We start from the raw sequence: 25,681 nt of genomic DNA on the forward strand, positions 1-25,681 counted from the left end.
GAGCCCAATCATCTCTAAATTAAACCCAGCTTCGATAAAGATCTGAGCAGGCCCTTTACCAGCTAAATTCTCTTTTACCGCTCGAATTTTAAATTCGGCAGTATATTGAATCGCACGATCAGATACAGATGCGACATTTGGGTTCTTTTCTAAGACTTGTCGTTGATGTTCATTGAAAATAATCTTACTCATAGTAACTTCTCCCGTCCTAATATATAGATTTTAGTATAACGGGGTTTTAAGCTAAGAAAAATAGAAAAACCCCGAATAGGTCCACTTTTTTTAAAGTGTCTACTGTTCGGGGTTCAGTTCAAGGATCCATAGAATCCACTTTTATTAAGCTTTCTTTATACTTTATTCTTAAATTGCTTCAAGCATATTAAACTGCGCTTTTACCAAATGATAATATTCTCCTTTCAAATCCATCAGCTGATCATGATTGCCTTGCTCAAGAATATTTCCATGATCCAATACAAAAATTTTGTCAGATTCCCGTATAGTTGAAAGTCTATGTGCGATAATGATGGCTGTTCTGCCCTTCAAAAGCGTCTTTAAAGCTGCCTGGATTTTCACTTCCGTTTCTGTGTCTATACTGGCAGTTGCTTCATCCAGAATAAGAATGCGCGGGTCAGCAAGCAAAGCTCTGGCAAAGGATAGAAGCTGCCTCTCCCCCACAGAAAGGATATTCCCACGTTCCTCTACTTCAGTCTCATAGCCATTAGGCAGCTTTTCAATAAATACATGTGCACCTACAGCCTTAGCAGCTTTCATTACTTCTCCATCTGTTGCATCAGGCCTGCCGAAACGGATATTGTCAAAAATCGTTCCAGAAAAAATAAAGGTATCCTGCAGCACAACACTGATTTGATGGCGCAAGCTAGATAAAGACACATCCTTTAAGTTGTGGCCGTCAATCTTTACAGCTCCGCCAGTTGGATCATAAAATCGGCTGATTAAATTGGCAATCGTCGTTTTTCCTGAGCCTGTATGCCCGACAAGCGCTACAGTCTGACCCGCTTCCAACTCAAGGCTGACCCCGTTTAAAGCAGTTCTCTTTTCATCATAAGAAAAGACCACATTCTCAAATTCAATATGACCTTTTATATCATGAAGATCGATTGCATCGCTTTTTTCCGAGACAATTGGTTTTTCATCAAGAAATTCAAAAATCCTTTCCGAAGATGCCATTCCCATGAGCAGTTGGTTATATACCATTCCAAGCCGGGAAATCGGTTCCCAAAACATGCCCAGATAAAAAGCAAAGGAAACAAATACACCGATTGTAATGGCATCATTCTGGATTAAATGTGCACCGTACCATATTAAGACGGCCGTACCTAAAGCATTTGTCAATTCAACAAGCGGTCTGAACAGAGCATTTTTCTGGGACGCTGTTCGCCAGCTTTCAAAATTTTCTGTGTTGACTCCATCAAAAAATGCCATATTTTCTTTTTCCTGTGTAAAAGATTGAGTAATCCTAATCCCCTGAATGCTCTCATTTAAATGTGAGTTAAGCTTTGATTGCTTTAGCCGTACTGTTTGCCAGGATCTTCTTATATTTCTCCGCAACGAAGTAGAAATAAAAAACATGATCGGCAAGATGACCATTATGGCCAATGTCAGTTCGGGACTTAATGTAAACAAGATAATAAAAATGCCCGCAAGCATAATTAGATCCATTAGGAGGTTTATAACACCATTAGTAAAGAGCTCCTGCAAAGAGTTAATGTCATTCATGATCCGGACTAATATCGATCCTGCCGATCGCTGGTCAAAGAAACGGTGTGAAAGCGACTGCACATGCGTAAATAGATGCTTCCGAAGGTCATAAATCACACTTTGGCCGAGCTGATTCATCCATTTAATCCGGAAATAATTTGCTAAATAAGAAATCGCGTATAGCCCTGCAATCAGCGAAACCAAAATGGCCAGAAGCTGACCATCCTTTTCAATTAAGGCTTTATCAAGTGTATAAACACCTATTAAAATAGGAATGACCAGCCTGACACCTGTATTAATTAATACCATTATAATTGAGAGAGGCAGCAATTTTTTTCGGTACGGTTTCATATAGCTGAAAAGACGCATCATTTGCTTCCAATTAAATGGCTTCTCAATTACTTCCTCTGTTGAGTACTGAAACCTGTTCAGGACCTTTTCATTTTTTTCTTTTTTCAAATGAGCACCTCCTAACCTGCATGTGATTGAATAACTTTTTCTCGGTCCTGGTACTGAATATCGTATATTCGCTGATATGGGCCGTTATTTTTCAGAAGCATTTCATGCGTCCCTCTTTCAGCTACAGTCCCGTTTTCAAGCACCAGAATTTCGTCGGCATGTTTTAACGAAGAAATTCTGTGGGCAATAATAAAAGTTGTGCGATTTGCCATAACTTCTTTCAGCGCTTTTTGTATTCTGAATTCCGTTTCCATATCAACTGCGCTTGTTGCATCATCCAGGATTAATATGCTAGGGTCAGAACATATGGCCCGCGCGATTGCAATCCGCTGTTTCTGGCCTCCTGAAAGTCCCATTCCCCTTTCCCCAAGAATGGTATTGTACATTTCCGGAAGTTCCATGATAAAGTCATGAGCCTGGGCCCGTTTGGCTGCTTCTATAATTTCCTCCATCGATGCATCCGGATTCCCAAAAGCAATATTCGCTTTAATTGAGGAAGAAAATAAAAATGATTCCTGCAGGACAAAGCTAATGTTGCTTCTAAGTGAATTAAGGGAATACTCATTCACGTTCACCCCATCAATCAGCACTTCACCATCAACGGGCTCGTAGAATCTCGTTATAAGCTGTGTTAGACTCGTTTTCCCTGATCCTGTAGAACCTATTATGCCGATTACCTTACCTGGCGGTGCATGGAAGCTTATATTGCTTAAAGCATCCTTATCCTCTTCTGTATATTTTAATGTAACATCGCGAAATTCAACCTCCCCCTCCAAGCGTTTTGCCACTACAGGGGATTCTTTGCTCTCAATCTCATTATCAGCTTCCAATATCTCAAGCAGCCTTTCGCCTGATGCCTTAGATTGAGAAAAGAGGTTTACTATAAAACCAAGGTTCATAATCGGCCACATAATATACCAAACAAGACTATAGAAAGCGACAAGTTCTCCTGGCTTCAAATTTCCGGCCATGACGAGGTAGCCTCCATACGACAGCAACAGGACAACACTTAAATTGCCCAAAAACTCCATTAGCGGGAAATACTTAGCCCAAATATCCGAAGTGAAAAGATATTTATCCTTGTAATCACTATTGGAATCGTTAAATTTATAAATCTCATAGTCTTCACGCGATAATGACTTAACTGTATTGATGCCGCTGATATTTTCCTGGACTTTTGTATTCAAGCGCCCGAAAGACTTTCTTATGCTTCGAAAAGCCGGGTGTACAGCCTTATCAAACTTGAATGTTACGATCGCGAGAAAGGGCAGCGTTATAAGAGTTACAATTGTAAGCGGTATAGAATAGTAGAACATGACCGAAATGCTTATTAAAATTAATAAAAAGAAACGGATCAGTTCTGAGAAACCAAAGGAAAGAAAAAAGCGAAAACCTTCTACATCCGCTGTCAAACGGGACATCAAGTCTCCTGTTTTGGCGTTGTCGTAATATCTGAAAGGCAAAAACTGAAGCTTTTCATACAGAGCATTCCTTAGCTTATAAACTGATGTGATTCCAAACAAATCACCTGTGTATTGATGGATATAGGTCGCTGCTCCTTTTATAGCCATTATGGCAATAAACCCCAATGCTAAATACGGTATCCACCCATATTGTCCTCCAATGACAACCTCGTCAATTGTCACTTGCAGAATCATGGGATACACAACTGTAATAGCTGTTACGATAAATAGAAAAAGAACCGACCACAAAAAATACCTTTTAAACGGCCAATAATACTGCTTTAATTTTTTAAATGTTTCCATCTGCATTCCCCCTTTTAAATTGTGGAAAATTTAGAAAAATTAGAACGTATTAATAAATATATCGGGTTTCGAAGTATTTTTCCACCCCCTTTTGTGTGATTTTTCCACTTTTTTAGTTCCTACTATGTATGGAGTTTATTCATTTGCATTGTTTATATTTAGACATCTATAAAAATCGGTAAAAAGACTTACAACCTATTAAACTTTCAATACCAGTCCAGTTAACGCCGCCTGACCTCCACCCAATCAGAAATGTGTCAAAAAAATTTATTTTTTTAAATAAAGCTTTGTTAAATTTGCCTGTTGATTTCAGTACGGGACACTCAAGCTGTCCGCGGGGAGCGATGCGAGCTTCCTTGGCTTCTCCCACTTCCCTCTTTTCCCGCTGGGGTCAAGAATCAGCTCAGTCGGTTTGAACTAAGTTCGCCTTTAAAAAGCAACAACCTTTACGAAAAAAGCCTAACTAAAAAACGACCAGGCATTTGCCTGATCGGATCTTGTTTATTGCTCGTTCTTATTCATTTCATCCAGCACACGATTTACACGCTTTTCAAGCATTTTCATGCCGCTTCCCCCTGCCTGGAAGTGGCGGAGGCTGCCATCCTTATCAAAAACATAATAAGCAGGAACATACTGGTTTTCAAAGGCATCGGTCAGCTTATGCTCACTGTCTACAAAGATTGGCTGTGTTATATCATGCTCAGAAGCCACCTTCTTAATTTCCTCTATATCCAAATCATTCTCTGAACGGGGCATATGAACAGCTACAACATTTAATTGATCCTTATATTGGTCGCGGAATTCATTAACTTGAGGCATTGCCTCTTTGCACAGGTGGCAGCTCACTGACCAAAAATGTATGAGTGTCGGCTTTTCGCCAATCAGCTGTTCTTTTGTAACTTCACCATTAAGCCATTCAGTTGCGCCTGAGAGTTCTGGCATTGGTTCACGAAGTCTCATCGAAATTCCTCCTTTTCGATTTGCCTATTTTCATTAACCCTTTAATTGAAAGAAAAGACCTAACAATCGTTAGGCCTTTTTTAGTTGGCACTGTTAAACTGACCTTGTTGATTTCCGCTTCGAGGGGTCGCTTTCCAGGTGTTCTACGCGCCTTGGCCCCCGCACCTGTGGAGTCTCCCTTTAACTCCGCTCTTACCGCAAAACTATGAATAAACATCTCGTCGTAAGAAAATGAGATTGCATTTTCGGGGGATTAGCCCCTTCGACTCCAATCAACAGGGTGCTGAAATCAACAATAAGCTTTAACACAGTCTTTATTTAAATAATCAAATTCTAAATTATAAGGTTTTTTGACCAGGCTTCCAGTTAGCTGGGCAAAGTCCGCCAGTTTGAAGTGCTTGAAGCACACGCAGAGTTTCATCAACGTCACGGCCAATGTTATTGTGGTTAACTACTGAGTACATTAATTCGCCTTCAGGGTTGATGATGTATAATCCGCGAAGAGCTACACCTTCTTCTTCAATTAAGACACCATAGTCACGGGAAACAACATGATTGGTATCAGCAGCTAAAGGATATTTTAATTGGCCAAGACCATTTTCTTGGCGGTCTGTATTAATCCATGCCAAATGAGTATGAATAGTATCAGTAGATACTCCAATTACTTCAGCATCAAGATCCTGGAACTCCTCGTATCGGTCAGACATAGCAGTGATTTCAGTAGGGCACACAAAAGTGAAATCCATTGGATAGAAGAAAAGGACAGTCCATTTGTCGTTTTTCATGTTTTCTTCAAGGCTTACTTTCCCAAATTCTTTGTTAGCCATTACTGCGTCCATTTCGAAACGCGGTGCTTGTTTACCTACCATACGTTCTGGCATGCATAATCCCTCCAATTGTTTTATTAAATGAGAATTTCCTATGTATATTCTCATTTATCTTTCCAATCACATGTTTCATTATAGCGTTTTTAGTATTTTCAGTCAATATTATGTTGTAATGGGTTTAACAAAATAATTATTATAAAACTTGAAAATAAACTCATTACATGTTTTGCCCGTTTTTATTTAGAAATAAACAGCCATCTGGCTCGTCCAATTGGTATATTTTCCATTTTAGTTTAACAAATACCTAACCTATAATAAAATGAAATGCTTAATAGATTTGCTTTTAGCAGATGTGGATCGGTTGCATAAAAAATAACTTTGCGTTAAAATGATGACTTTAATCAAACTGAAAGGAAGTGGAGAAGTGGAGAACTTTAATTTTTCTCATATCAATTGGGAAGCCATCCTGATTGAATCAGGCATTATTCTGCTGAAACTCGCAGCCATATATATTGCTTTTTTAATAGTAAAGGCTGCAGGAAACAAGATCATACATAAAAGCTTTGATGGAATAAGCAAGAAAGAAAAAGTGTCACCAGGAAGGTCCAAAACACTTGAAAGTCTCGCCAAAAACATATTTTCATATGTCCTTATTTTCATTTTTGCTGTAACTGTTCTTCAGATATTTGGCATTGAAGCAACTGCCATTTTAGCCGGTGCAGGAGTGGTTGGGCTGGCGATTGGTTTTGGGGCACAAGGCCTGGTAAGCGATGTTGTAACAGGCTTTTTCATCCTTCTTGAAAGGCAGCTTGATGTCGGGGATTATGTTACCACTGGGAGCTTTTCAGGAATTGTCGAACAAATCGGGTTAAAAACGACACAGGTCCGAGGCTTTGATGGTACATTGCACTTTATACCTAACCGCGAAATAACCAGTCTGAGCAATCATTCGCGCGGCAACATGCGGGCACTTGTTGATATAGGAATATCCTATGATGACAATATTGACGAAGCCATTTCGGTGCTTCAGGCAGCATGTGACAAAATAGCAGAGGAAAATAAGGCAATTGTAGAAGGCCCGAATGTAATCGGTGTACAAACATTAGGTTCATCGAATGTAGTACTGCGTGTTATTGCTAAAACGGAAAATATGGAGCAATGGGCTGTTGAACGAGAACTTAGAAAAGCTCTGAAAGAAGCACTTGATGCACATGGCATTGAAATTCCATTTCCTCATCAGGTCCTTATTCAGAAACAGGCTGGCACTGAGCGTGCAAACGGGTAAACGTTTCATTCATGCGGCTGATTCCGAAGTTTCTTTTGATGGGGATCTTTGGAATCAGCTTTTTTTGCTAGATGAACGTGTTTACTTGCTAAAACTCCCCCCTTCATTTGCTATATTAACTATTTGTTCGCTGGTATATCCTATATAATTGCTTAGTTTACAATACCTGGACGAATAAAATTAGGATGCCTAACACAGGCACCCAACATTAACTTTTATATATTAAATACGATGTGATCATTTCAATTGCTTTTTCGATTGCCTCTTCATTGGGATTTAACTTTGCATGATGAAGCCCATACTCCGAATCGACTCCAAGCCAAAACATAAATCCTGGAATCTCCTCAAGCATATATCCGAAATCTTCACCCGTCATGGCTTCACGGCATTCTACAACCTTTATGTCAGTATTGGTGCGGACAAATTCCATAAATTCTCTTGTTAACATTTCTTCATTATAGACCTGGTGATACATGCTGCCAAAATCGATTGAAGCTTCACATTCATATCCAACTTCAATTGCCCTTACAAGAGCCTGTACCCTGCTCTTAACCTTGTTCATAGATTCGGGTGACAGCGTTCGGATGGTGCCTTCAAGCCTTGCTTTTTCAGCAATTATGTTTTGTACGGTGCCGCCGGTGATTTTTCCAATGGTAATCACCGCGCTGTCAAGCGGGTCGACATTTCTAGATACAACTGATTGAAGCTGACTGACCAATGAACAGGCTGCCACAACCATATCGTTTGTATTATGCGGATATGCAGCATGTCCGCCTTTTCCTTTTAAGTCGATGAACAGTTCGGAGGTGTTGGCGAACAGTAATCCTTCTCTTAAAGCAATTGTTCCTACAGGATATTCCGGAGCGATATGGAGTGCAATTATCATATCAGGCTTCCATTCTTGCATGATATCCGACTTTAGCATTGGTTCGGCACCGCCTGGACCCTCTTCAGCCGGCTGGAATATGAACAGCAAATCATCATTGATTTGTTCCTTAACAAATCTGGTGATCAGACCCAATGCGATCGTCATATGAAAATCATGGCCGCAGGCATGCATTTGTTCGCTATGCTCTGATTTGAATGGCAAACCTGTTTCTTCTACGATTGGAAGCCCATCGATATCAGCACGATATCCAATCATTCTTGCAGGATTCTTCCCCTTTATTTTTACAAAAATGCCTGTTTTCCACGTTTTAATCTCCATGTGTTCCTGTGGCAGCGACTCTAAGTAATTTAATAAAAACTTCTGAGTTTTATATTCCTGAAACCCCAGTTCAGGTATTTTATGAAGTTCACGGCGGATTTCTATAAGCGGACTAATCTCACTCATTCCAGTTTCCCCCTTCTTTCTATTTAAGAAAAAGCGCGGATATAAAGATCCACGCTTTTTGTATTGGCTCTGTTAAACTAGCCTGTTGATTTCCGCTACAGGAGATCGCTTTCCGCGGGCGGTCCGGGAGCCTCCTCGGCTTTGACTGCGGGGTCTCCCATTTCCCCCTCTTCTGAGCAGGACATTGGAAAAACCTCCTTGAATATACGCCTCGCCGTAAGGAAATGCGGAGCATTTTCGAGGTGTCAAGTGCCCTACACTCAATCCAGTCAGCTGGTTAGCTTAGTTAGCCGCCCGAATAACTTTATGATAACAATCATGTATTATGAGTAATTATAATTGACGAAGTTCCTGCTTAATTTCTGTTTTGGACTTTGTCTTCTCATCAATTTCTTTTATTACGCGTGCAGGTGTACCTGCTACAACAGTATAAGGAGGTACATCATCAATAACGATTGCGCCTGCAGCAACAACAGCACCCTTACCAACTGTTACTCCTTCAAGGACAACTGCATTAGCACCAATAACTACGTCGTCTTCAACGACAACAGGCTTTGCTGAAGGAGGCTCAATAACCCCTGCCAATACTGTCCCTGCTCCGATATGGCAGTTTTTCCCGACAGTGGCTCTTCCGCCAAGGACAACGTTCATATCAATCATTGTGCCTTCACCGATAACAGAGCCGATATTAATGGATGCACCCATCATGATAACCGCATTGTCCCCAATCTCTACCTGATCACGGATAATGGCACCCGGCTCAATGCGCGCTTTAATATTTTTCATATCAAGCAATGGAATCGCAGAGTTTCTGCGGTCATTTTCAATCACATAATCTTCAATCTTAGACTGATTGGCTTCGATTGCCTGGCTAATTTCAGCCCATTCGCCAAACACTACACCAGTGCTGCCGGTTAAAAAGGCTTTAGCAGAAGAACCGAAGTCGATCCCTTCCAAATCTCCTTTTACATAAACCTTTACAGGGGTTGATTTTGTGCTGTTTTGGATAAAAGAAATAATTTCGTTTGCATCCATCATTTTCATACTAAAAGTCCTCCTCTATGTATAACTTTGCAACTAGCATTACTTTAACAAACAAAAGCATTGAAAACAAGAAAATTAACATGGAATTTCCTTTTGATTCAACCGGGGGTTTTAACATAAGGCTGTTTTCGCAAGCTTTGTTGCTTTTTAACAAGTAGTGAGGAGAGGTTGATTTAGTTTTTATTCACAATACCTATTTAAAAACAACAATCTTTTAGAAAAGAGCCTGACATAAAAAACATCTGGCAAGGAATCAAAAAAATTCATTGCCTTTCTTCCTCAATATAATCCTTTATTAATTCAACAAACGCCTGAACCTGTTTAAGCTGAAAAGCAGACTCATAGCCAAGCAGCCAAGTATCGCGCTTAATTGGCATGTTGTTTTCATCAAGCAGGGGTATTTTAAAAATATTTTTTTCTGCCCCATTCAGTGTAATAGCCGGTAATATCGCATATCCGATTCCATTAAAAGTCATCTGTTTGCATGTCTCGATTTGATCTACGACGATTGTCCGCTTAGGCGAAGTTTTAAACTGCCTTAACCACCAGTCCTGGATTTCCTGATAATAATTCGAATCACTTTTAAATTGGATGAAAGGACGGTCGGTTTCCAGAACTTGTTCAGGTCTTGTAATCTCAGTATCTACAAGATATAAGCTATCCTTGAAAAGAGGAATCTTAACCCCTTTCCAATCCGGGGTCCCGCGAATAATTCCGATATGGACCTGGTCATCATAAAGAGATTTCAAGATTTCACTGCTCCAGCCTGTAATCAGGGAAATTTTCGCTTGTGGATAGCGGCTGACATATTTTTTTAGCACTTGAGGAAGCCAATTCTGCCCTACTATGGAGGCAACCGCTATTTTAAGGGTCCCATGCACTTCTGAATTAAGGGCTGTGATTGATTCCCTGACTTTTTCTTCCTTCGATAATACTTCATTAACGAATTGGAGAACAAGTTCTCCTTCTGGAGTAAGGGATAAGCCTTTCTGGGAACGGATAAATAGTCGGCTTCCCCATTCTTTTTCGATATTTACGAGGCGCTGGGACAATGCCGGCTGAGATACAAATAACCTTTCAGCCGCTTTTCTCATATTCATTTCCTGAGCCAATACTGATAGAAGGTGGAATTCTGTAAGTGAAGACATCCGCTATCTCCCCTTTATAACCTTTTCTTATAGTATATCTTATATTTATTAAAACTTCATTATCATGCAGTTCCGAATAAAATGCAATCCGGAACAGGAGGTGCAAGAGTTTTTCATTTGTCGCTGCAGGCAATTACAATATCAGCATTTCTATTTTTCTGGCTTCCGGTTCAATCATTGGAGCACAAACAGCTGTCAGGCTGGCAAATAAAATTTCCATCCGGTTTCTTAAAGGGGTTCTGTATGGTATTACAATCCTTTTAATCATCCAGCATTTAATAAAAGTGTTCTAAGATAGATAAAGCCCTGCATTTCGATGCAGAGCTTTTGATTAAATATGAATATCTAGGAAGCGGCATCCCTTTCATTCTTTGGCAAGGCAATAACAAGTATAAAGCTTATGACAGCAAATAATAAAACCGCATAGTAAACAGAATGGAGTGAAAATGTCAGCCCGTTTTGCAGCACCTCTTTAACTCCAGCATCCATGCTATTCCTCGCTTGTTCATTTAAAAGGACATTCGCCGAATCAAGAGATAAATCGGAATTAATTTCTTCACCGTTTTTCTGGATAAAGGACTTTATTTGACTGTTTAAAATTCCGCCAAGCAACGCCGCCCCAATGGTATTCCCAAGGTTCCTCATGAACATATTGGCCGCAGTTGCTATGCCACGCTGTTTCCATTCAACCGTGCTTTGAATGGAAACAATGAAAGCTGTACTAGTCAAGCCCATCCCGGCACCAACCAGGAAACTTCCTGCAGCTGCCCATACAGGACCGGCTTCAGGAGTAAGAGTTACAAAAACAACGCTGCCTAAAATAAGGAATATTCCCCCTAGTACTGATGTACTTCTAAAACCAATCTTTAGCAGCATTTTTCCGGCTATAGCTGCTGCAATTGGCCAGCCTATTGACATGGTTGTCAGTGTAAAACCTGCAACAATTGGCGACCTTTCCATAACACCCTGCACAAATGCAGGAAGAAAGCTGGATATTCCGATCAGCATAACGCCAGTAGTCAAAGAGGCCAGGTTGGCAATTAAAATGGGCTTTTCCCTCCATATGTTAAAAGGCATCATAGGTTCAGCCGCTTTTTGCTCCTGCAGGATAAATAATATAAATGCAATTACACTTACAGATATCAGGCTGATTGCCTCAATGGAATTCCACGCCCAATTTGTGCCGCCTTCTACGAGTACAAACATCAGCGAAGAGATTGAAACGGTTAGCAGTACAGCTCCAGCATAATCGATCTGATGCTTTTTTCTTTCAACATTTTCATGGAGGAATAGCCATAAGCCAGCAATAGCCATGATCCCCAGCGGAATATTAACCCAGAATACATAGCGCCAGCTCACATATTCAACTAGAAGCCCTCCAATTGCAGGCCCCATTATAGCTGAGATTCCCCAGACACTTGATAAATAGCCCTGCACTTGTGCTCTTTCCTCTTTTGTGTAAATATCTCCGACAATTGTTGTGGCAATCGGCATTACAGCACCTGCACCAAATCCCTGGATAAGCCGGAAAATAATCAGCATGGTCATGGATTCAGCGAAACCGCATAAAATAGAACCGATTAAAAATACAATGATTCCAAATGTCAAAACCGGTTTCCTTCCAAATAAATCAGACAATTTTCCGTAAATTAAAACTGTGACGGCATTCATTAGCAGGTACGCAGAAAATACCCAGCTATATAATGCAAAGCCCCCCAAGTCACCAACAATGGCAGGCATTGCCGTGGAAACGATCGTTGCTTCAATTGCCCCCATGAACATTGCAAGCATAACCGAAGCGAGCACAAAAGGCTTTTTCGTAACTTTTTTCTTTCCATCAGGCATTTTCTTATGTATTTCCTGACCCAACAATTTCCCCTCCAACCCTGATAAGCAGAATACATAGCAGTCCCTGGTCAATGCAGCCGGAAATGTTTAACAAATGCGTTATCTGCCTACTAAAATAAAGCAAGCTCCCTCAGTTGGGGAGCTAAATAATTTTATTTTTTATTTAATCTTCTGATGTGCTTATTTAATTGATCAAGAACAGTCCTTCTTGTCAATATCCCTTCAAAATAGCCTTCTTTGTTCTCTACACATAAAAAAGGATGATCAACTAAAAGAGCGATTGATTGCTGGATTGAAGCGTCAATGTCGAGGCGCGGAATTTTGTGGTTCATTACCTCTTCCACTCTTTTTTGCTCCAGCATTTCAAATTCAATCCGTTCCAGGCCAAGAATAGAATCCATGATAATCGGGGTACTGATTAAACCTTGCAGCTTATAGTGCGGATCAAGGACCGGAATGGCGGTATAACCACTTTTCGTTAATACTAAAAGTGCATGCTCCAGGTTGTTTCCCACTTGGACATGTGCTACCCGTTCTGAAGGAATCATGAAATCACTAATATTAAATTCTAAAAATTCCTCGCTATGAAGACTAATCATCGCCGAAAACTCCTCAAAAATAGGTTATGAATCCCTTTTATTTTATCATAGTTTCCAGCGATTTGCCCCTTTTTTACATATTCACCCTTTACTTGTTTGAATATCCCTGACTTCATAGCTGCAATAGGGGCAGCGAAAAATCACATTCTGATTGGATTGGGCAGTCAAGACTCCATCTATTTCTTTTTCAGCCAAGCAGCTTGGACATTTAACAGTTGGCATCATAATATCACCTCTTGTTAATATCCTTTTCTTTATTTAAATCGGATATGTATCCTTTACCTTTTTTGATTCCTGTTTTCTTCAAGAATTTTTTTCAGCTCTTCAAGCGTTTTCCGAATTAAAATAACTTCCTTTTTTGTATTAATCAAATCTGCCAGCATAAGAAGCACTGTAAAAAAAAGCAGGATCAAGATTAAATAATCCATTTTACACCTCTGTCATTTGTTTAAGCCATTATATCATCATTCCATAAATTTCTGTCAGGTTGAATCCAAATTAAAAAAGGAGCCTTAAAGGCCCCTTATGTATGTGGTTAATTATTGGATCAAGTCAAAAATTTCAATCGTAATCATATCAATATTATCAAATTGATATCTTTTTGGCTTTTCTTTATCATTATAAACTTCCAATTCAAATGTTTCATTTTTTGGATGGTAGGTAACCTGGCATTTCCTTTCTCCATTTACCTCAAAAAATCTTTGCATTGGTTCTCCGCCAGTTGATTGCTCCTGCAAGCTCTTTAAGCGTGTTAATATACCTTGAAGCTGTGACATGCTCTCTCTCCTTTCAAAACAAAACCCATAATCATACATTTAGGTTTCTCTTTTGGCATGTTTCTATCCTAATGAATTGAATTCAGAATATTCAACCTTAATGCTTTACATACCAATATTAACAGCATAAAATAATGTCATGCGTTTGTACAAGCAAAACCTTTATAAAGGGTGTGATTTTTTTTGGAAAAACCTGAAAAACTGGCTGAAAACCTTTACTTAATTGATGATTTTGATCTCTCGAAGGAAAAACGTACCGGTACATATGTTTTAATGGAAGAACACCTAACCCTGGTCGAAACATCCGCAAGCCCCTCCATCCCTTATATTCTGCAAGGAATAAAAGAGCTCAATTTGAGGCCAGAGGAAGTAGACTACATTATTGTGACACATATCCACCTGGATCACGCCGGAGGAGCAGGTCTGCTTCTAACCCATTGCCCAAATGCAAAGCTAATCGTCCATCCCAAGGGAGCAAGGCACATCTCTGATCCTTCCCGTTTAATTGCCGGTGCAAAAGCTGTTTACGGTGATAAGTTTAATGAACTATTTGATCCGGTTCTTCCAGTGCCGCAAGACAAAATTATGATTAAAGACCATGAAGACGAACTTGCTATTGGACCCCGATGCACACTTAAATTTTATAATTCGCCTGGACATGCAAACCACCATTTCAGCATTTTCCACCCAGTTGTAAATGGTATGTTTACTGGTGATACTGCAGGAGTCACCTACCCGCAGCTAAAGGAAGAGGGCATTGAGCTATATCTGCCTTCCACTTCACCAAATCAATTTAACCCAAAGAAAATGCTGGACTCTATCGAAATGTATGAAAAGCTGAATTTGGACTATATCTTCTTTGGACATTACGGCATGAGCAGTAATCCAAAAGAAGTGTACAGGCAAATTAGGGAGTGGCTTGACGTATTTATCACTGCTGGCAAATCAGGCGTGGAGGAAGGGGGTTCCTTTGAATCGCAAACGCAGGCAGCAAAAGACAAACTCGCCAATCAAATTAAAACTTATCTTACTGATAAAGGCATATCAAAAGACCATCCTGTCTATGAAATTCTTTCTGTTGACATAGAGGTTTGTGCCATGGGATTAATTGATTATCTTCACAAGCAGGGTAATTGATTACTTTTCAGTACTGAATTATTATAATAAACAATCTGTATCATTCATTTGGAGGATTTTATTTTGAAGGAAATAATTTTGTATACACAGCCAGACTGCCCGCCCTGTGAAATAATCAAAATGTTTTTAAAAGATTGTGGTTTTTCTTTTACAATAAGAGATATAAAAAAAGATACAGCCGCACACAAGGAGTTAACCCAAAGGTATAAGTCTTTCTCTACTCCAACAGTTATCGTCGGGGACACTGTCATAACCGGTTTTGATCTTGAAAAACTGAAGTCAGTCCTGAACATTAGCGAATAAAAAGAGAGCTTAAAAGCAATCGCTGCTTTTAAGCTCTCTTTTTAATTGGAAGCCAGCTGTCCGTTTAATTCTTGTTTTTCAATTTGGGCAAGAACGCCATTGCTATTGTCGGCTGCAAAAATACTCCCTGTCAGAAGGAATGCATCGAATGGATTAATCAGAAAACTGAACTGGTATGAAGGTTTTTTAAGAAAGCTTGATTCATCGGTTATTTTAAATGAAGTTTGTGTTCTTTCCTGCATAGAATGATCAGCGTTCTTCAGTATATTTTTTGGTATATTCCCACCTAAAAACTGGGAAACTTTCAGTTGCCCATTCTCCTTTTCGAGCAAAATTCCTTCATAATGGCTTTCATAGCTTACCGGGCCCTCATGGTTTTCCGGAAAATATTCAAAAACGTAAATTTCATCTTTACTCTCAACTACTTTGGTATCATCAGAATACGAAAAAAACGGAATATAAAACGGGGCTGAGTCTGAACCGTAAATAATATATTTTCCATTTTCAGAAACCAAATTTTCACTCAGGAATTGTTTTTTGGCCGTTTCCGAAAAATAAGGATCCAGCATATCATTAACTTCTTCTTTGCTTCTTTCTTCCTCGCTTAATGAAACTTGCGCCTGAAATGCTTCCTGTAAAAATTTGTAGATTTCATCATTGCTTGAAAAGCTGCTCTTAGCATAAGGATGGGAAGGACTAACTGCGAACATGGCTGCAAAAATGAATACAAAAAATAAGTGCTTGTACATTCCACTCTCCCTTTCTTTTTAGCTTATATGTTACCCTCAATTTTACCAGCAAAAGAATGATCTACCATCTCTTTTCGTACAAGAAATTCCCTGATATTCTGACAGAAAAATTCTTTTCTTGTAATAAATCTACCCGCATTGACAAAAAATTAACATTTTAAGCACAAAATCGGGCCTTATACTTCAATGTGAATTTTTACCAATTATTTTCTAGAATAATGCTTTTGCCCGCTGATTTCCGTTCCGGGCACTCAAGCTTTCCCGCGGGCAGGGATGAGAGCCTCTCTTCTGAGCAGGACATTGAAAGGAGCATCCTTGAATAAACATCTCGTCGGAAGAAAATGCGAATGAATTTTCGTGAAGTCAAGTGCCCTCCACTACAATTAACTCAGTTGGTTCAACTTAGTTAGCTCTGAATAGCTCAAACTTTACAAAAAAAGCGAAAAAAAAAGACCCAATGCTGGGCCTTTTTACCAATTCCAAGTAAATGCAAAGTAAGCAATCATGATCAGGACTATCCCAAAGAAAATGGCATAGGTTATGAAAATAGGGTTGCGGATGTAGGCATGCTTTTGTACTTGATCCGGAATTTCAGTATCAATATCTCCTCGGACAGCTTTCCGCTCTTTTGCAACAAATAAGGTGTATACCAAGGAATACACAAGTATCCCCGCTCCTATTAATAAAATGATCAAAGTGTAAGTACTCATTTTAATCTCTCCTTAAGGAAAGTTCTACACTTACATTTCCTCATTGAGCGACTGTTTATACTTGTTATTTGGACCTCTATAATAATCCATCATGCTCATAAAGGTAATTGTATGATAAGTCAACAAATAAATAATCTTCAGCATTAAGCGGGAAGGAGAATGTCCTGATTGTCTCCCCTGTTTCAATATCTGTATACAAATCAGAAAGAATGCCTTTTTTGTTTATCCTCATTTTCATAATATTTTCCAAAAAATAAGGACGCCAGCTCCAATTTTTCTGAAGATATTCTTTTTGAAAAGTCCATATGCTATCCACCTTAAATAAATTAGGCGACTTTTGAAATCCATCTTCATCGCAGATATAGAGACGGAAAGCAGCTCCATCCAAAAGCTTTGCGAGGTATTTTAGGGTATCTTCGTAATCGGCACTCTTTCGGTTTTTATTAATGAACTCACTCAGCTTTTCATTGAAATCCAGTGAAACTTGATAAAGCGATTCAAGCTTTTTCTTTTCATGGACAATAAACTGATGGCATTCCTCTCTGAGCTTTTCTTTTAGCATATTCCTTTCCGTAAAATGTTCTGCAGGTTTTTGCAAATAATAGCCCTGATAATAACGTCCCCCATTTTTCCAGGCGTATTGCAGCTGATAGACCATTTCAATATTTTCGAAAAGCAAGCTTGCTCCAATTTTTCTGGCAAGCATGGATAATGAATAAAGAATATCGTTAAAATTATAGGCAGCTGCGGTTGACCTCATTGATATTAAGTCTACCTTTAAAATATCAGGAGCTAATTGTCCTATACGATCAAGATGACTGCTTTCATTGCCAAGTTTATCTATCGCTAATTTAATTCCATAAGTGCGGTAATAATTTAAAAGATGGTCAATATGGTCAATATCTCCTTTATAATTTCGTTCGGTTATTTCAAGAACGATCCGGTCAAGCTTTATGCCTTTATTTTCATAGCTGCGGAGTATATTCAAAAATTGCTCTCCGTCATTATGCATTAAAAGGTCTGCATCCCTGTTTACAAAAATCATAATGTCTTTATCCAGGTCAAGCGCTTTTTCCAAAGCCTTCTTTAAAATTACATGATCGACCTCAAGCCGAAATTCTTCAGGAATGTTTTCATCCTGAAAAAAAGGCCCAAGACTGACAATTCCATCTGTTCCCCTATACCGCCCCAGTACCTCATAACCAATGACACGATGCTCATCCGCACTGAATATTGGCTGGAAATAAGGAAAGACATTATCCAAATCTGTAAGAATATCCAACGCATCCATGTCCATTAGCCTCCCTATGTATATTAATGAATTATTATACCATATTCGTACAAAACAGTTACTATTCAAAATAAAGGTTCCACTAATTGATAAATCAGCATGGTTTCCCAAAAGCTTAATATCATATTGAACAACCATTTCTCACAATATAAAAGCAGGACATCATAGAAAAGAGGGGTATTTCATTGAGGAATTTCCTAATGGTTTTCCTTCTTATTCCCTTGCTGGGGTGCAGCCATGCCGAACCAGTGAGTCCAACAGGCTCAATGGAATTGGCTGGCCAAACCCAAACATATGCAAGGGAAGAGCAGCCAAAAGCGAAAAACCTTACAGCCCAAAACACTAATTCGGCTGTGGAGGGTAAAAAGCGGTCTGTCATGATTGATGTTCCACTGATCAGCCAAAATCCAGAATTAAAGTATGGGTGCGAAGTAACAAGCCTTACAATGGTACTGCAGCATGCAGGTTTGAAAGTTGGAAAAATGGATTTGTATAATAGCGTAAAGAAGGATAATGATCCGCTAATACGCTCCAAAGGTGATATTATAAAATGGGGTAATCCGGCAGAAGGGTTTGTAGGTGATATGACAGGAAGAAGTGCCGGATATGCTATTTTTGATAAACCAATTGAGGACTTGGTTAATAAATATTTGCCAGGAAGAGCCATTAATTTAACCGGACAAAATTTTGAATCCGTCTTAAGCCATGTATCCAAAGGATATCCTGTTGTCGTTTGGACTACAGGGGACTATAGGCTTCCAGACCGCTGGGAGTCATGGACGCATGGAAATCAAACGATAAAAACACCATTAGATTTGCATGCTGTAGTATTGGTTGGCTACGATGATCAGTATGTTTATTTAAACGACCCGCTTTCCGGCAAAAAGCAGATGAAAGTTTCAAAAGAAAGATTCATTTCATCCTGGAAAGCCTTGCAATCCAGAGCTGTCAGCTACCAATAAATTATGCTAACCGGCTGAATTAAATTCAGCCGGTTTCTTTTATATATATAAAGGTTGTTTTTACTTATAAATTTTGCCTGTTCATTTTTGCTTAGGGCACTTCAAGCTTTCCGCTGGGGAGGAATTAGAGCCACCCAGGCTGCCTGTGGGGTATCCCACTTCCCTCTCTTCCCGGAGGGACAATATGGAAAAGCATTCTTGAATAAATACCGTACGAAAAAAATACAGATGCTTAATCGGGAAGTCAATGTTCCTTAGCACCCTGAAAAGCAACACACTTTAAGAAAAACTTGATGCATTAAAACGGAAATTGATTTAGCCATTGGCCTCCGTCCATTGTAATGCATTCCCCATTAATATAACCTGCATGTTCTGAAAATAGGAAGAAAGCCAATTCTGCAATTTCTTCAGGTTTCCCAAGCCTGCCAAGCGGCACACTTTGAATCGTCCTATTAGCAGCTTCCTCAGATTCCCAAAGCCTGTCTGCCCCGCCTGTTCTCTCAATTGGCCCTGGAGCTATAGCGTTCACTCTGATTCCATATTTCCTTCCCCACTCGACTGCCAATGTACGAGTCATGGATAATACTCCTGCTTTGGCAGCTGCCGAGTGGATAACACCTGCACCTGCATCCCATGCATATGTAGCCACTATATTGATAATGCTTCCTTTTATCCCTTTTTCAATCCAGTATTTTCCGACTTCACTTGAGCAATAAAAGGTTCCATTTAATACAATATTAATAACAGTATTCCACCCATTTGCACTTAGCTGCTCTGCCGGACAAATAAAGTTCCCAGCGGCATTATTAACAAGACAGTCAACTTTTCCAAACGCATTAATTGTTTCGTTAAGCATATGTTTAACATGTTCAATTTCTCGCACATCCATCTGAACAGTCAAAACTTGGCCTTGAGATGTCTCAATTTCTGCTTTTGCTGCTTCCAGCCGCTCCGGATTTCTTCCGGTTATAACTACATTTGCCCCAGCTTCTGCAAAACGCTTCGCCATATATTTCCCCATACCGCTGGATCCGCCTGTCACTATAACTGTTTTATTTTTCAAAAGTCTTCCCTCCTAAAATGAATGATCATTCATTCTTTATTTTACCACTAAATATAGAATTTTCGAATTATTTATATGAAAATTTTTTAGGCACAATTAAAATCGCCTGTTGATTTCCGCTCCAGGAGCTCAAAGCTGTCAGCGGGCGGTCCGACATTCGTGACTGTGGGGTCTCCTTTTGACACGCTCCTCCCGCAGGACATTGAATCAGCTTCCTCGAATAAACACCCTGCCCCAAGAAAATGCCGGAGGATTTTCGCAGGATTAGCACCTTCCGCTCCAATCAACAGGAACTAATAATCAACAATCAGGTTTAACAACAGCCGCCTATTTTAAAGAAAGCTCTGTCAAACTTGTTTATTGTTCTCCGATTTAATGAATTAAAAGAAAAAGGATTTGCATAAAAAAGGATAGTAGAAAAAAGGGAAATGAAGGCATTAAAAACCGAATAGTTATTCCTTCTTTTTAATAAAATAGTTTGATAGTATTAGAAGGAACGCCTAAAGAATGGCCATTCCGGGAAATGCAATATATGGCTATTTTCCGGAGTATAAAATATGAAAAGATAGGTTGGTAAAATAAATGCCGAAAAAAGTGTCCAGAAGATCCTTTTTAAAAAGAGCGCTCAGCTTTGCCGCAGCCGCTTTCGGTTTAAGTGCGGGAGGCTACTACTATTCACGAGAAATAGAGCCCCGGCTTTTGGATATTACAACCCATAAAATTTCTAATAAGACTATTCCCAAAGCTTTCGATCATGTGAAGATTGTTCAATTCAGCGATACTCATTTGGGATTTCATTATGATTTGGATCAGCTGGAAGAATTAATCATGAAACTCAACAAACAAGAGCCGGATATAGTCTTTTTCACTGGTGACCTAATGGATGAGCCCAATAAGTATCTAGAAGCCAGCCGTGTAGCGCCTCTTCTGGAAAAAATAAAAGCACCTCTTGGGAAGTTCGCCATTTATGGAAACCATGATCATGGCGGCTATGGATCAGATATTTATAAATCTATTATGGAAAAAGCAGGATTTATCCTTCTGATGAATGAGAGCCATAAAATTGATGTCTCCGGGAGCAGTATCCACATCATCGGAATTGATGATGCTATGCTGGGAAGGCCGGATATTAAGCTTGCTGTTGAAAACATTAAGGACCCTTCCTATAAAATTTTATTGTCCCATGCACCTGATCTGGCTGACGGTGCCTCATCCTTTGGCATACACCTTCAGTTAAGCGGTCACAGCCATGGCGGACAAATCAAAATCCCTTTTTTCGGTGCATTGGTTAAGCCTCCCTATGCAGAAAGATATCATGAGGGATTTTACGAGATTGGCAGCCAGGAACCTCTCACCCTATATGTCAACAGGGGACTCGGCACTACCAGACTCCCATTCCGATTTTTGTCCAGGCCCGAAATGACGGTATTTACTCTACACTCTAACAGTAGCGATTAGAAAAGGGAAAGCAGCTATTTTTTGCTGCTTTCCTTTTTTCTCCTCCTCTTTTTCATAGTCCCAACTTTCATTTAAATGCATATATTTGGATTAGACCTTTTAAAGAAGGGAATGATTTTTATCTTCCATATTGTAAAGCCGGGTGAGACTTTGGGCGTTATCGCAAAAAACTACCGCAGACCACTCAGCCAGCTGCTTGCAGCCAACCCTTCCATTATTAATCCAAATATAATCTATCCAGGCCAGCAAATTATGATTCCTGGCCTTCCCAACCCTGATACTATTCCGTACACCATCATCGTTTCGCGGGGAAAAAGAAATTTAACGCTTTTAAAAAATGGTGCTGTCCAAAAGGTATACCCGATCGCCGTTGGAAAAATGCTCACCCAAACACCAATTGGAGAGTTTGTAATTGTAAACAGAGAGCCAAATCCTGGTGGTCCTTTCGGTGTGATGTGGCTTTCCCTGTCTAAATCCGGCTATGGGATTCACGGAACAAACAATCCAGCGTCTATAGGCCAATCGGTTTCCAAAGGCTGTATTCGAATGTATAACCAGGATGTATTGGAACTGGCCCGGCTAGTTCCGAATGGCACAAGGGTATTAATTCAGCCATAAACCTTTCTAAAATATAAGCTTTCGCCAAAAAGGGCGAAAGTTTTTTATTTTATGGTTGATATTTCCATACTTTCGATATATCATATTGTTATATCATTTCGATATATCAATATGATATATTACGATTTAATTTGAAAGGAGCTTTCTCTTGTCTGTTGAACATACACTGCTGGCTGTACTCAGTTTTTGGCCCAGTACCGGCTATAACATTAAATCTGAATTTGAACATAAAGCTGCTGGCCTATATTGGGGAATGAGCTATGGGAGCATCTATCCCAAATTAAAAAAACTCGAAGAAGATGGACTTATATATACGGTCGACTCCGAGGATAACGGCCGGAAGAAAAAAATGTATGAACTAACTCCGAAAGGCTGGGAAGAATTTGAAAATTGGCTGAAGGCACCCCCTGCCTATCCAGTCATTAAAGACGAATTGCTAATGAAAATGTCAACTTGGCATGAAGATATGGATTACAATATCTTAATTAGCCATTTATCAAAGAGAAAAGAAGAAACTGAAGATATTCTTAGGTTTGTAAAAGAGTGGCCCCAAAATGAGTACTCATATATCAGCAAGCTTGGGACACTGGCCATTCGCTATGCTGAAATGAAGCTTGAAACTGAATTGAAATGGATTGAGGAATCAATAGTGGCTTTAAAAAACGACGATCTTCCCGATGGCCAGGATCCCCATGGAAATACAGAAAAACTGCTTGAACGGCGGAGAAAGGCAATAGGCGAACAAAAGGAGATATGATCAATGAAAGCAGGGATTTTTAAACCTCTAAAATTAAGGCCTTTCCGTACGTTATTTGGCGCACAGCTTTTTTCGGATTTGGGCAATTGGCTCGATTTTATCGCTTTACAGGTAATCGTAGCCTATCATTGGGGACTGGACGAAACTGCAATCGCATCTGTCCTTATTGTCCTGGGTTTGCCATGGGTTATCATCGGCCCTTTCGCGAGTGTATTCGTAGATAGATTGCCAAAGAAAACGGTTATGATTGTTTGCCTGCTGTTAAGAATTGTGTTTGTTGCAGGGTTATTTTTTGCTCCTAATCTATATATTTTGCTGCTGTTTGTATTTTTAAAGGGGACCGTTTCTGCCCTCTATGATCCTGCTAGACAAAGTGCGATCAGAATGCTGGTACCCGATCACCTGCTGGCAGAGGCAGTTACTCTTAGCCAGCTCTCGGTTAATACAATGAAAATAGCTGGACCAGCTTTGGGCGGTGCTATCATTGCCATATTTGGCCCCAAAAGCCCCTTTCTATTTGAAGCTGCAGGCTTCTTTATTGCTGCAATCTTTTTATTGTTTTTGCCAAGCTTAAAGGAAATTCCGAATACTGATAATTCCGGAAATTCCCTCAAACGAAAGTATTGGATTGATTTCTCTGAGGGCATAAAACATATCGCACATACACCGCTGCTAAAGCTATCTATCATTTTATCCTCTGCGGCATTCTTTATCATATTCCTTTATGATGGACTTTTTGTCTTTATCGCTCAAATCCTTGGATTTAATGAAGGCAGTTTCGGATTGCTAATCAGTTCGGTGGGTTTCGGAAGTGTTGCAGGGTCCCTATTGTTGGGACAATGGACAAAATGGAATCGAAAACCGATTCATTTAATGGCTTCCTCCTCAGTCTTAAGTGGAATTTTGATTGTATCAGTTGGACTGGGGGGATTCCGCATACTTGACTTTCCTCCACTTATTTGGATTATCGGGGCATGCCTTCTGGGACTTCTCGGAGCTGGGGAATCTGTTCCGTATGGCTATGTTTTGCAATCAAAAACACCCAAACGCATGATGGGGAGAGTATCTTCTGCGGCTATGTCGCTGCAGACTTTTTCCATGCTAATTGCTCCTGCTGCTGGTGCAATGTTTGCTAAATGGATGGGAGCCCCTTCTGTAATGCTTGGTGCAGGTTTAACGACCATCATATTGGGATTACTTGCCCTTATAGCCATTATAAAAAGAAGAGCTCCCATCCAGGAGGTTAAGGAAAAACAAATGGAGGCTTAAGCCAAATGAAAGCCCATATTGGTTTTTATTGAATAAAAGGGGTATAATAGGTCTATACCCCTTTAAAATATGAAAGGAGACAATCAATTGAATTCGGACAAGAAACATAACCCCCATCTGCATCCAACGGTTGAAAACCTCTCACAAGCCATCTTTACCGTTAACCGCCATGCAAAAACAGCACCAAACCCAAAATTTTTATATAAGCTAAAGCATGATGCACTCCATAAGCTTATAAAAGAAGGAAAAGCGAGTAAGGTAGGCCTTCACTATTCAGGCAACCCAAAAAATAGCCAGCAGCAATCAGATGTGCTGGTGCAATGCGGCAATTATTCTTTTCATCTGCCGCCTTCGAAGGAAGATTTTTCACAGCTGCCCCATCTTGGAAAACTTAATTCCCATGTTAGAAATCCTAAAGCATCTCTATCTTTAAACACGGCGAAAAGGCTGCTAATGGCATATACCGGATTAAAGGAGCACCAAAGCCCGCCTTCTCAGAAAAAGCCGCGTTATGAGAAACCGGTATTCAAAAAGCTGGGGGAAAGTTATTTTTAGAAAGCAAAGCTGGGGAGACCCAGCTTTTTATAATAATGCATATTGATCAATCAAAAGAACAAGTTCTGCAATTTCAGGTTTGCCTACTTGTGCATCCGCTCCGACAATCTGCCCTTTATGGCGCAGGTCATCTGTTATTAGAGATGAAAAAATAATAACAGGAATTGCGGAAAGCTGTGGATGGTCTTTGACTTTCTTCGTAAGATGATGTCCATCCATTTGCGGCATCTCTATATCTGTTATCAACAGCTGTACTTCCTTGGAGATATTGCGGCCAGATTGTGCAAGTGATTCCAAATAATTGAAAGCATCCTGGCCATTTTCAAAGAATTCAACATTAAAATATCCCGCTTCATTCAAAGTATCGTGCAGCAGTTTTCTCAGCAAAGGCGAATCCTCTGCAACAACTAGCCTCTTATCTGACCTCTCCCTTTTTCCAAGCTTCTGGACCTTCTGAATGCTAATCCCTGTATTTGGATTTATTTCCGTGACTATTTTTTCAAAATCCAATAAAAGCACCATTTCTCCTTGTAGCTTGATGATTCCGATAATCTGGCTATCAGTCCCCTGGTACATTTCTGATGGTTTTTCAATCTGATTCCAGGAGATTCGATGGATTTGAGAAACATTATGTACATGGAAGACAATCTTCTGCTGATTAAATTCCGTGACGATAAACTTATCCTGCAGCGGGGTTTCAGAAGGCTGCATTCCTAAAGAAGCGGCCACATCAACAACAGGCAAAACCTCTCCCCGCAATTCTATAACACCTTCTATATGTTTATGGGAATGCGGTACCGGAACAACCTGTACCGGATTGATGATTTCCTTCACTTTAATAACATTTATCCCAAATTTATTTTTCCCAATTGAGAATTCAACAATTTCCAGTTCATTCGTTCCGCTCTCCAGCAAAATGCCCTTTCTATGCTCCATTATTTTCGCCCTTCCTATCTTTAATTAAGCATTTACACTACTAATATAATATACCATGAATGGGTAAATTTTCTTATGGAAATTTAATAGACTGCAATAATTGTATGAA

General features: G+C 39.7%; 26 protein-coding genes and 1 pseudogene. 9 read left to right on the plus strand and 18 right to left on the minus strand.

The window, feature by feature from the left end:
* From L634_RS0114460 to L634_RS0114485, 5 genes and pseudogenes are all read right to left on the minus strand, one after another.
* Positions 1-192: pseudogene (locus tag L634_RS0114460) on the minus strand (IS3-like element ISBsp3 family transposase); the annotation flags it as partial.
* A gap of 168 nt (positions 193-360) precedes the next feature.
* A complete protein-coding gene (locus L634_RS0114465) occupies positions 361-2,178 on the minus strand; it encodes an ABC transporter ATP-binding protein (RefSeq protein ID WP_026583064.1) in 1,818 nt (605 codons plus the stop codon).
* A gap of 11 nt (positions 2,179-2,189) precedes the next feature.
* Complete coding sequence (locus L634_RS0114470; protein ID WP_026583065.1) at positions 2,190-3,944, minus strand: ABC transporter ATP-binding protein; 1,755 nt, start codon at positions 3,942-3,944, stop codon at positions 2,190-2,192.
* A gap of 501 nt (positions 3,945-4,445) precedes the next feature.
* The gene (locus L634_RS0114480; RefSeq protein ID WP_026583067.1) at positions 4,446-4,904 is read right to left on the minus strand and encodes a TlpA family protein disulfide reductase; all 459 of its coding nucleotides are present in this window, start codon (positions 4,902-4,904) and stop codon (positions 4,446-4,448) included.
* Positions 4,905-5,242: 338 nt separating this feature from the next.
* Positions 5,243-5,785 carry a peroxiredoxin gene (locus L634_RS0114485; protein WP_026583068.1) on the minus strand — a complete coding sequence of 181 codons (543 nt, stop codon included), beginning with the start codon at positions 5,783-5,785 and terminating at the stop codon, positions 5,243-5,245.
* A gap of 337 nt (positions 5,786-6,122) precedes the next feature.
* Here L634_RS0114485 and L634_RS0114490 point away from each other — a divergent pair, with 337 nt between their 5' ends.
* Positions 6,123-7,016, plus strand: a complete 894-nt coding sequence (locus tag L634_RS0114490; protein ID WP_051428338.1) for a mechanosensitive ion channel family protein — start codon at positions 6,123-6,125, stop codon at positions 7,014-7,016.
* A 208-nt stretch (positions 7,017-7,224) separates the two neighbouring features.
* On the opposite strand, the gene L634_RS0114495 is transcribed toward L634_RS0114490, so the two are convergent.
* The 8 genes from L634_RS0114495 to L634_RS0114540 form a co-directional block, all read right to left on the minus strand.
* On the minus strand, positions 7,225-8,349 hold the full coding sequence (locus L634_RS0114495) for an N-acetyldiaminopimelate deacetylase (RefSeq protein WP_026583070.1): 1,125 nt from the start codon (positions 8,347-8,349) through the stop codon (positions 7,225-7,227).
* A gap of 333 nt (positions 8,350-8,682) precedes the next feature.
* The gene (gene dapD, locus L634_RS0114505; protein ID WP_026583071.1) at positions 8,683-9,393 is read right to left on the minus strand and encodes a 2,3,4,5-tetrahydropyridine-2,6-dicarboxylate N-acetyltransferase; all 711 of its coding nucleotides are present in this window, start codon (positions 9,391-9,393) and stop codon (positions 8,683-8,685) included.
* Positions 9,394-9,656: 263 nt separating this feature from the next.
* Positions 9,657-10,541: a LysR family transcriptional regulator gene (locus L634_RS0114510; protein ID WP_026583072.1), complete on the minus strand. Its 885-nt coding sequence runs from the start codon at positions 10,539-10,541 to the stop codon at positions 9,657-9,659.
* 345 nt (positions 10,542-10,886) lie between these two features.
* The gene (locus tag L634_RS0114520) at positions 10,887-12,386 is read right to left on the minus strand and encodes an MDR family MFS transporter (protein WP_034262728.1); all 1,500 of its coding nucleotides are present in this window, start codon (positions 12,384-12,386) and stop codon (positions 10,887-10,889) included.
* 155 nt (positions 12,387-12,541) lie between these two features.
* Positions 12,542-12,988, minus strand: coding sequence for a cyclic-di-AMP-binding protein CbpB (gene cbpB / locus L634_RS0114525; protein WP_026583074.1), 447 nt, complete (start codon positions 12,986-12,988; stop codon positions 12,542-12,544).
* 81 nt (positions 12,989-13,069) lie between these two features.
* Complete coding sequence (locus L634_RS33865) at positions 13,070-13,213, minus strand: hypothetical protein (RefSeq protein ID WP_198029773.1); 144 nt, start codon at positions 13,211-13,213, stop codon at positions 13,070-13,072.
* Between the two features lie 53 nt (positions 13,214-13,266).
* Complete coding sequence (locus L634_RS33435; RefSeq protein WP_157452407.1) at positions 13,267-13,416, minus strand: hypothetical protein; 150 nt, start codon at positions 13,414-13,416, stop codon at positions 13,267-13,269.
* Between the two features lie 111 nt (positions 13,417-13,527).
* Positions 13,528-13,764, minus strand: a complete 237-nt coding sequence (locus L634_RS0114540) for a YkuJ family protein (RefSeq protein ID WP_026583075.1) — start codon at positions 13,762-13,764, stop codon at positions 13,528-13,530.
* A gap of 183 nt (positions 13,765-13,947) precedes the next feature.
* Between L634_RS0114540 and L634_RS0114545 the strand changes: the two genes are divergently transcribed.
* Both L634_RS0114545 and L634_RS0114550 read left to right on the plus strand, forming a co-directional pair.
* Positions 13,948-14,901, plus strand: coding sequence for an MBL fold metallo-hydrolase (locus L634_RS0114545; protein WP_026583076.1), 954 nt, complete (start codon positions 13,948-13,950; stop codon positions 14,899-14,901).
* 63 nt (positions 14,902-14,964) lie between these two features.
* Complete coding sequence (locus tag L634_RS0114550; protein WP_026583077.1) at positions 14,965-15,204, plus strand: glutaredoxin family protein; 240 nt, start codon at positions 14,965-14,967, stop codon at positions 15,202-15,204.
* A gap of 41 nt (positions 15,205-15,245) precedes the next feature.
* On the opposite strand, the gene L634_RS0114555 is transcribed toward L634_RS0114550, so the two are convergent.
* From L634_RS0114555 to L634_RS0114565, 3 genes are all read right to left on the minus strand, one after another.
* Complete coding sequence (locus tag L634_RS0114555; RefSeq protein ID WP_026583078.1) at positions 15,246-15,953, minus strand: DUF3993 domain-containing protein; 708 nt, start codon at positions 15,951-15,953, stop codon at positions 15,246-15,248.
* A 470-nt stretch (positions 15,954-16,423) separates the two neighbouring features.
* Positions 16,424-16,663 (minus strand): hypothetical protein, encoded by a 240-nt coding sequence (locus tag L634_RS0114560; protein WP_026583079.1) that lies wholly within the window; start codon positions 16,661-16,663, stop codon positions 16,424-16,426.
* A 76-nt stretch (positions 16,664-16,739) separates the two neighbouring features.
* A complete protein-coding gene (locus L634_RS0114565; protein WP_026583080.1) occupies positions 16,740-17,954 on the minus strand; it encodes an EAL domain-containing protein in 1,215 nt (404 codons plus the stop codon).
* Between the two features lie 185 nt (positions 17,955-18,139).
* Between L634_RS0114565 and L634_RS0114570 the strand changes: the two genes are divergently transcribed.
* Positions 18,140-18,916 (plus strand): C39 family peptidase, encoded by a 777-nt coding sequence (locus tag L634_RS0114570; RefSeq protein WP_026583081.1) that lies wholly within the window; start codon positions 18,140-18,142, stop codon positions 18,914-18,916.
* Positions 18,917-19,214: 298 nt separating this feature from the next.
* Here L634_RS0114570 and fadH read toward each other — a convergent pair whose 3' ends face one another.
* A complete protein-coding gene (gene fadH / locus L634_RS0114575) occupies positions 19,215-19,979 on the minus strand; it encodes a 2,4-dienoyl-CoA reductase (RefSeq protein WP_026583082.1) in 765 nt (254 codons plus the stop codon).
* Between the two features lie 582 nt (positions 19,980-20,561).
* On the opposite strand from fadH, the gene L634_RS0114585 reads away from it, so the two are divergent.
* The 5 genes from L634_RS0114585 to L634_RS0114605 all read left to right on the plus strand — a co-directional run bounded on the left by L634_RS0114585 (position 20,562) and on the right by L634_RS0114605 (position 24,636).
* Positions 20,562-21,437 (plus strand): metallophosphoesterase, encoded by an 876-nt coding sequence (locus L634_RS0114585; protein WP_026583083.1) that lies wholly within the window; start codon positions 20,562-20,564, stop codon positions 21,435-21,437.
* 120 nt (positions 21,438-21,557) lie between these two features.
* Positions 21,558-22,055 carry a L,D-transpeptidase family protein gene (locus L634_RS0114590; RefSeq protein ID WP_026583084.1) on the plus strand — a complete coding sequence of 166 codons (498 nt, stop codon included), beginning with the start codon at positions 21,558-21,560 and terminating at the stop codon, positions 22,053-22,055.
* A 148-nt stretch (positions 22,056-22,203) separates the two neighbouring features.
* Positions 22,204-22,812 (plus strand): PadR family transcriptional regulator, encoded by a 609-nt coding sequence (locus L634_RS0114595; RefSeq protein ID WP_026583085.1) that lies wholly within the window; start codon positions 22,204-22,206, stop codon positions 22,810-22,812.
* A gap of 3 nt (positions 22,813-22,815) precedes the next feature.
* Positions 22,816-24,081 (plus strand): MFS transporter, encoded by a 1,266-nt coding sequence (locus tag L634_RS0114600; RefSeq protein WP_026583086.1) that lies wholly within the window; start codon positions 22,816-22,818, stop codon positions 24,079-24,081.
* 69 nt (positions 24,082-24,150) lie between these two features.
* On the plus strand, positions 24,151-24,636 hold the full coding sequence (locus L634_RS0114605; protein WP_198029774.1) for a YkyB family protein: 486 nt from the start codon (positions 24,151-24,153) through the stop codon (positions 24,634-24,636).
* Between the two features lie 27 nt (positions 24,637-24,663).
* On the opposite strand, the gene L634_RS0114610 is transcribed toward L634_RS0114605, so the two are convergent.
* Entirely contained in the window at positions 24,664-25,572 is a 909-nt protein-coding gene (locus tag L634_RS0114610; RefSeq protein WP_026583088.1) for a chemotaxis protein, read from the minus strand.
* Positions 25,573-25,681 lie beyond the last annotated feature (109 nt).

The sequence above is a fragment of the Bacillus sp. J33 genome (genome assembly GCF_000518885.1).
Classification (GTDB): domain Bacteria; phylum Bacillota; class Bacilli; order Bacillales; family Cytobacillaceae; genus Cytobacillus.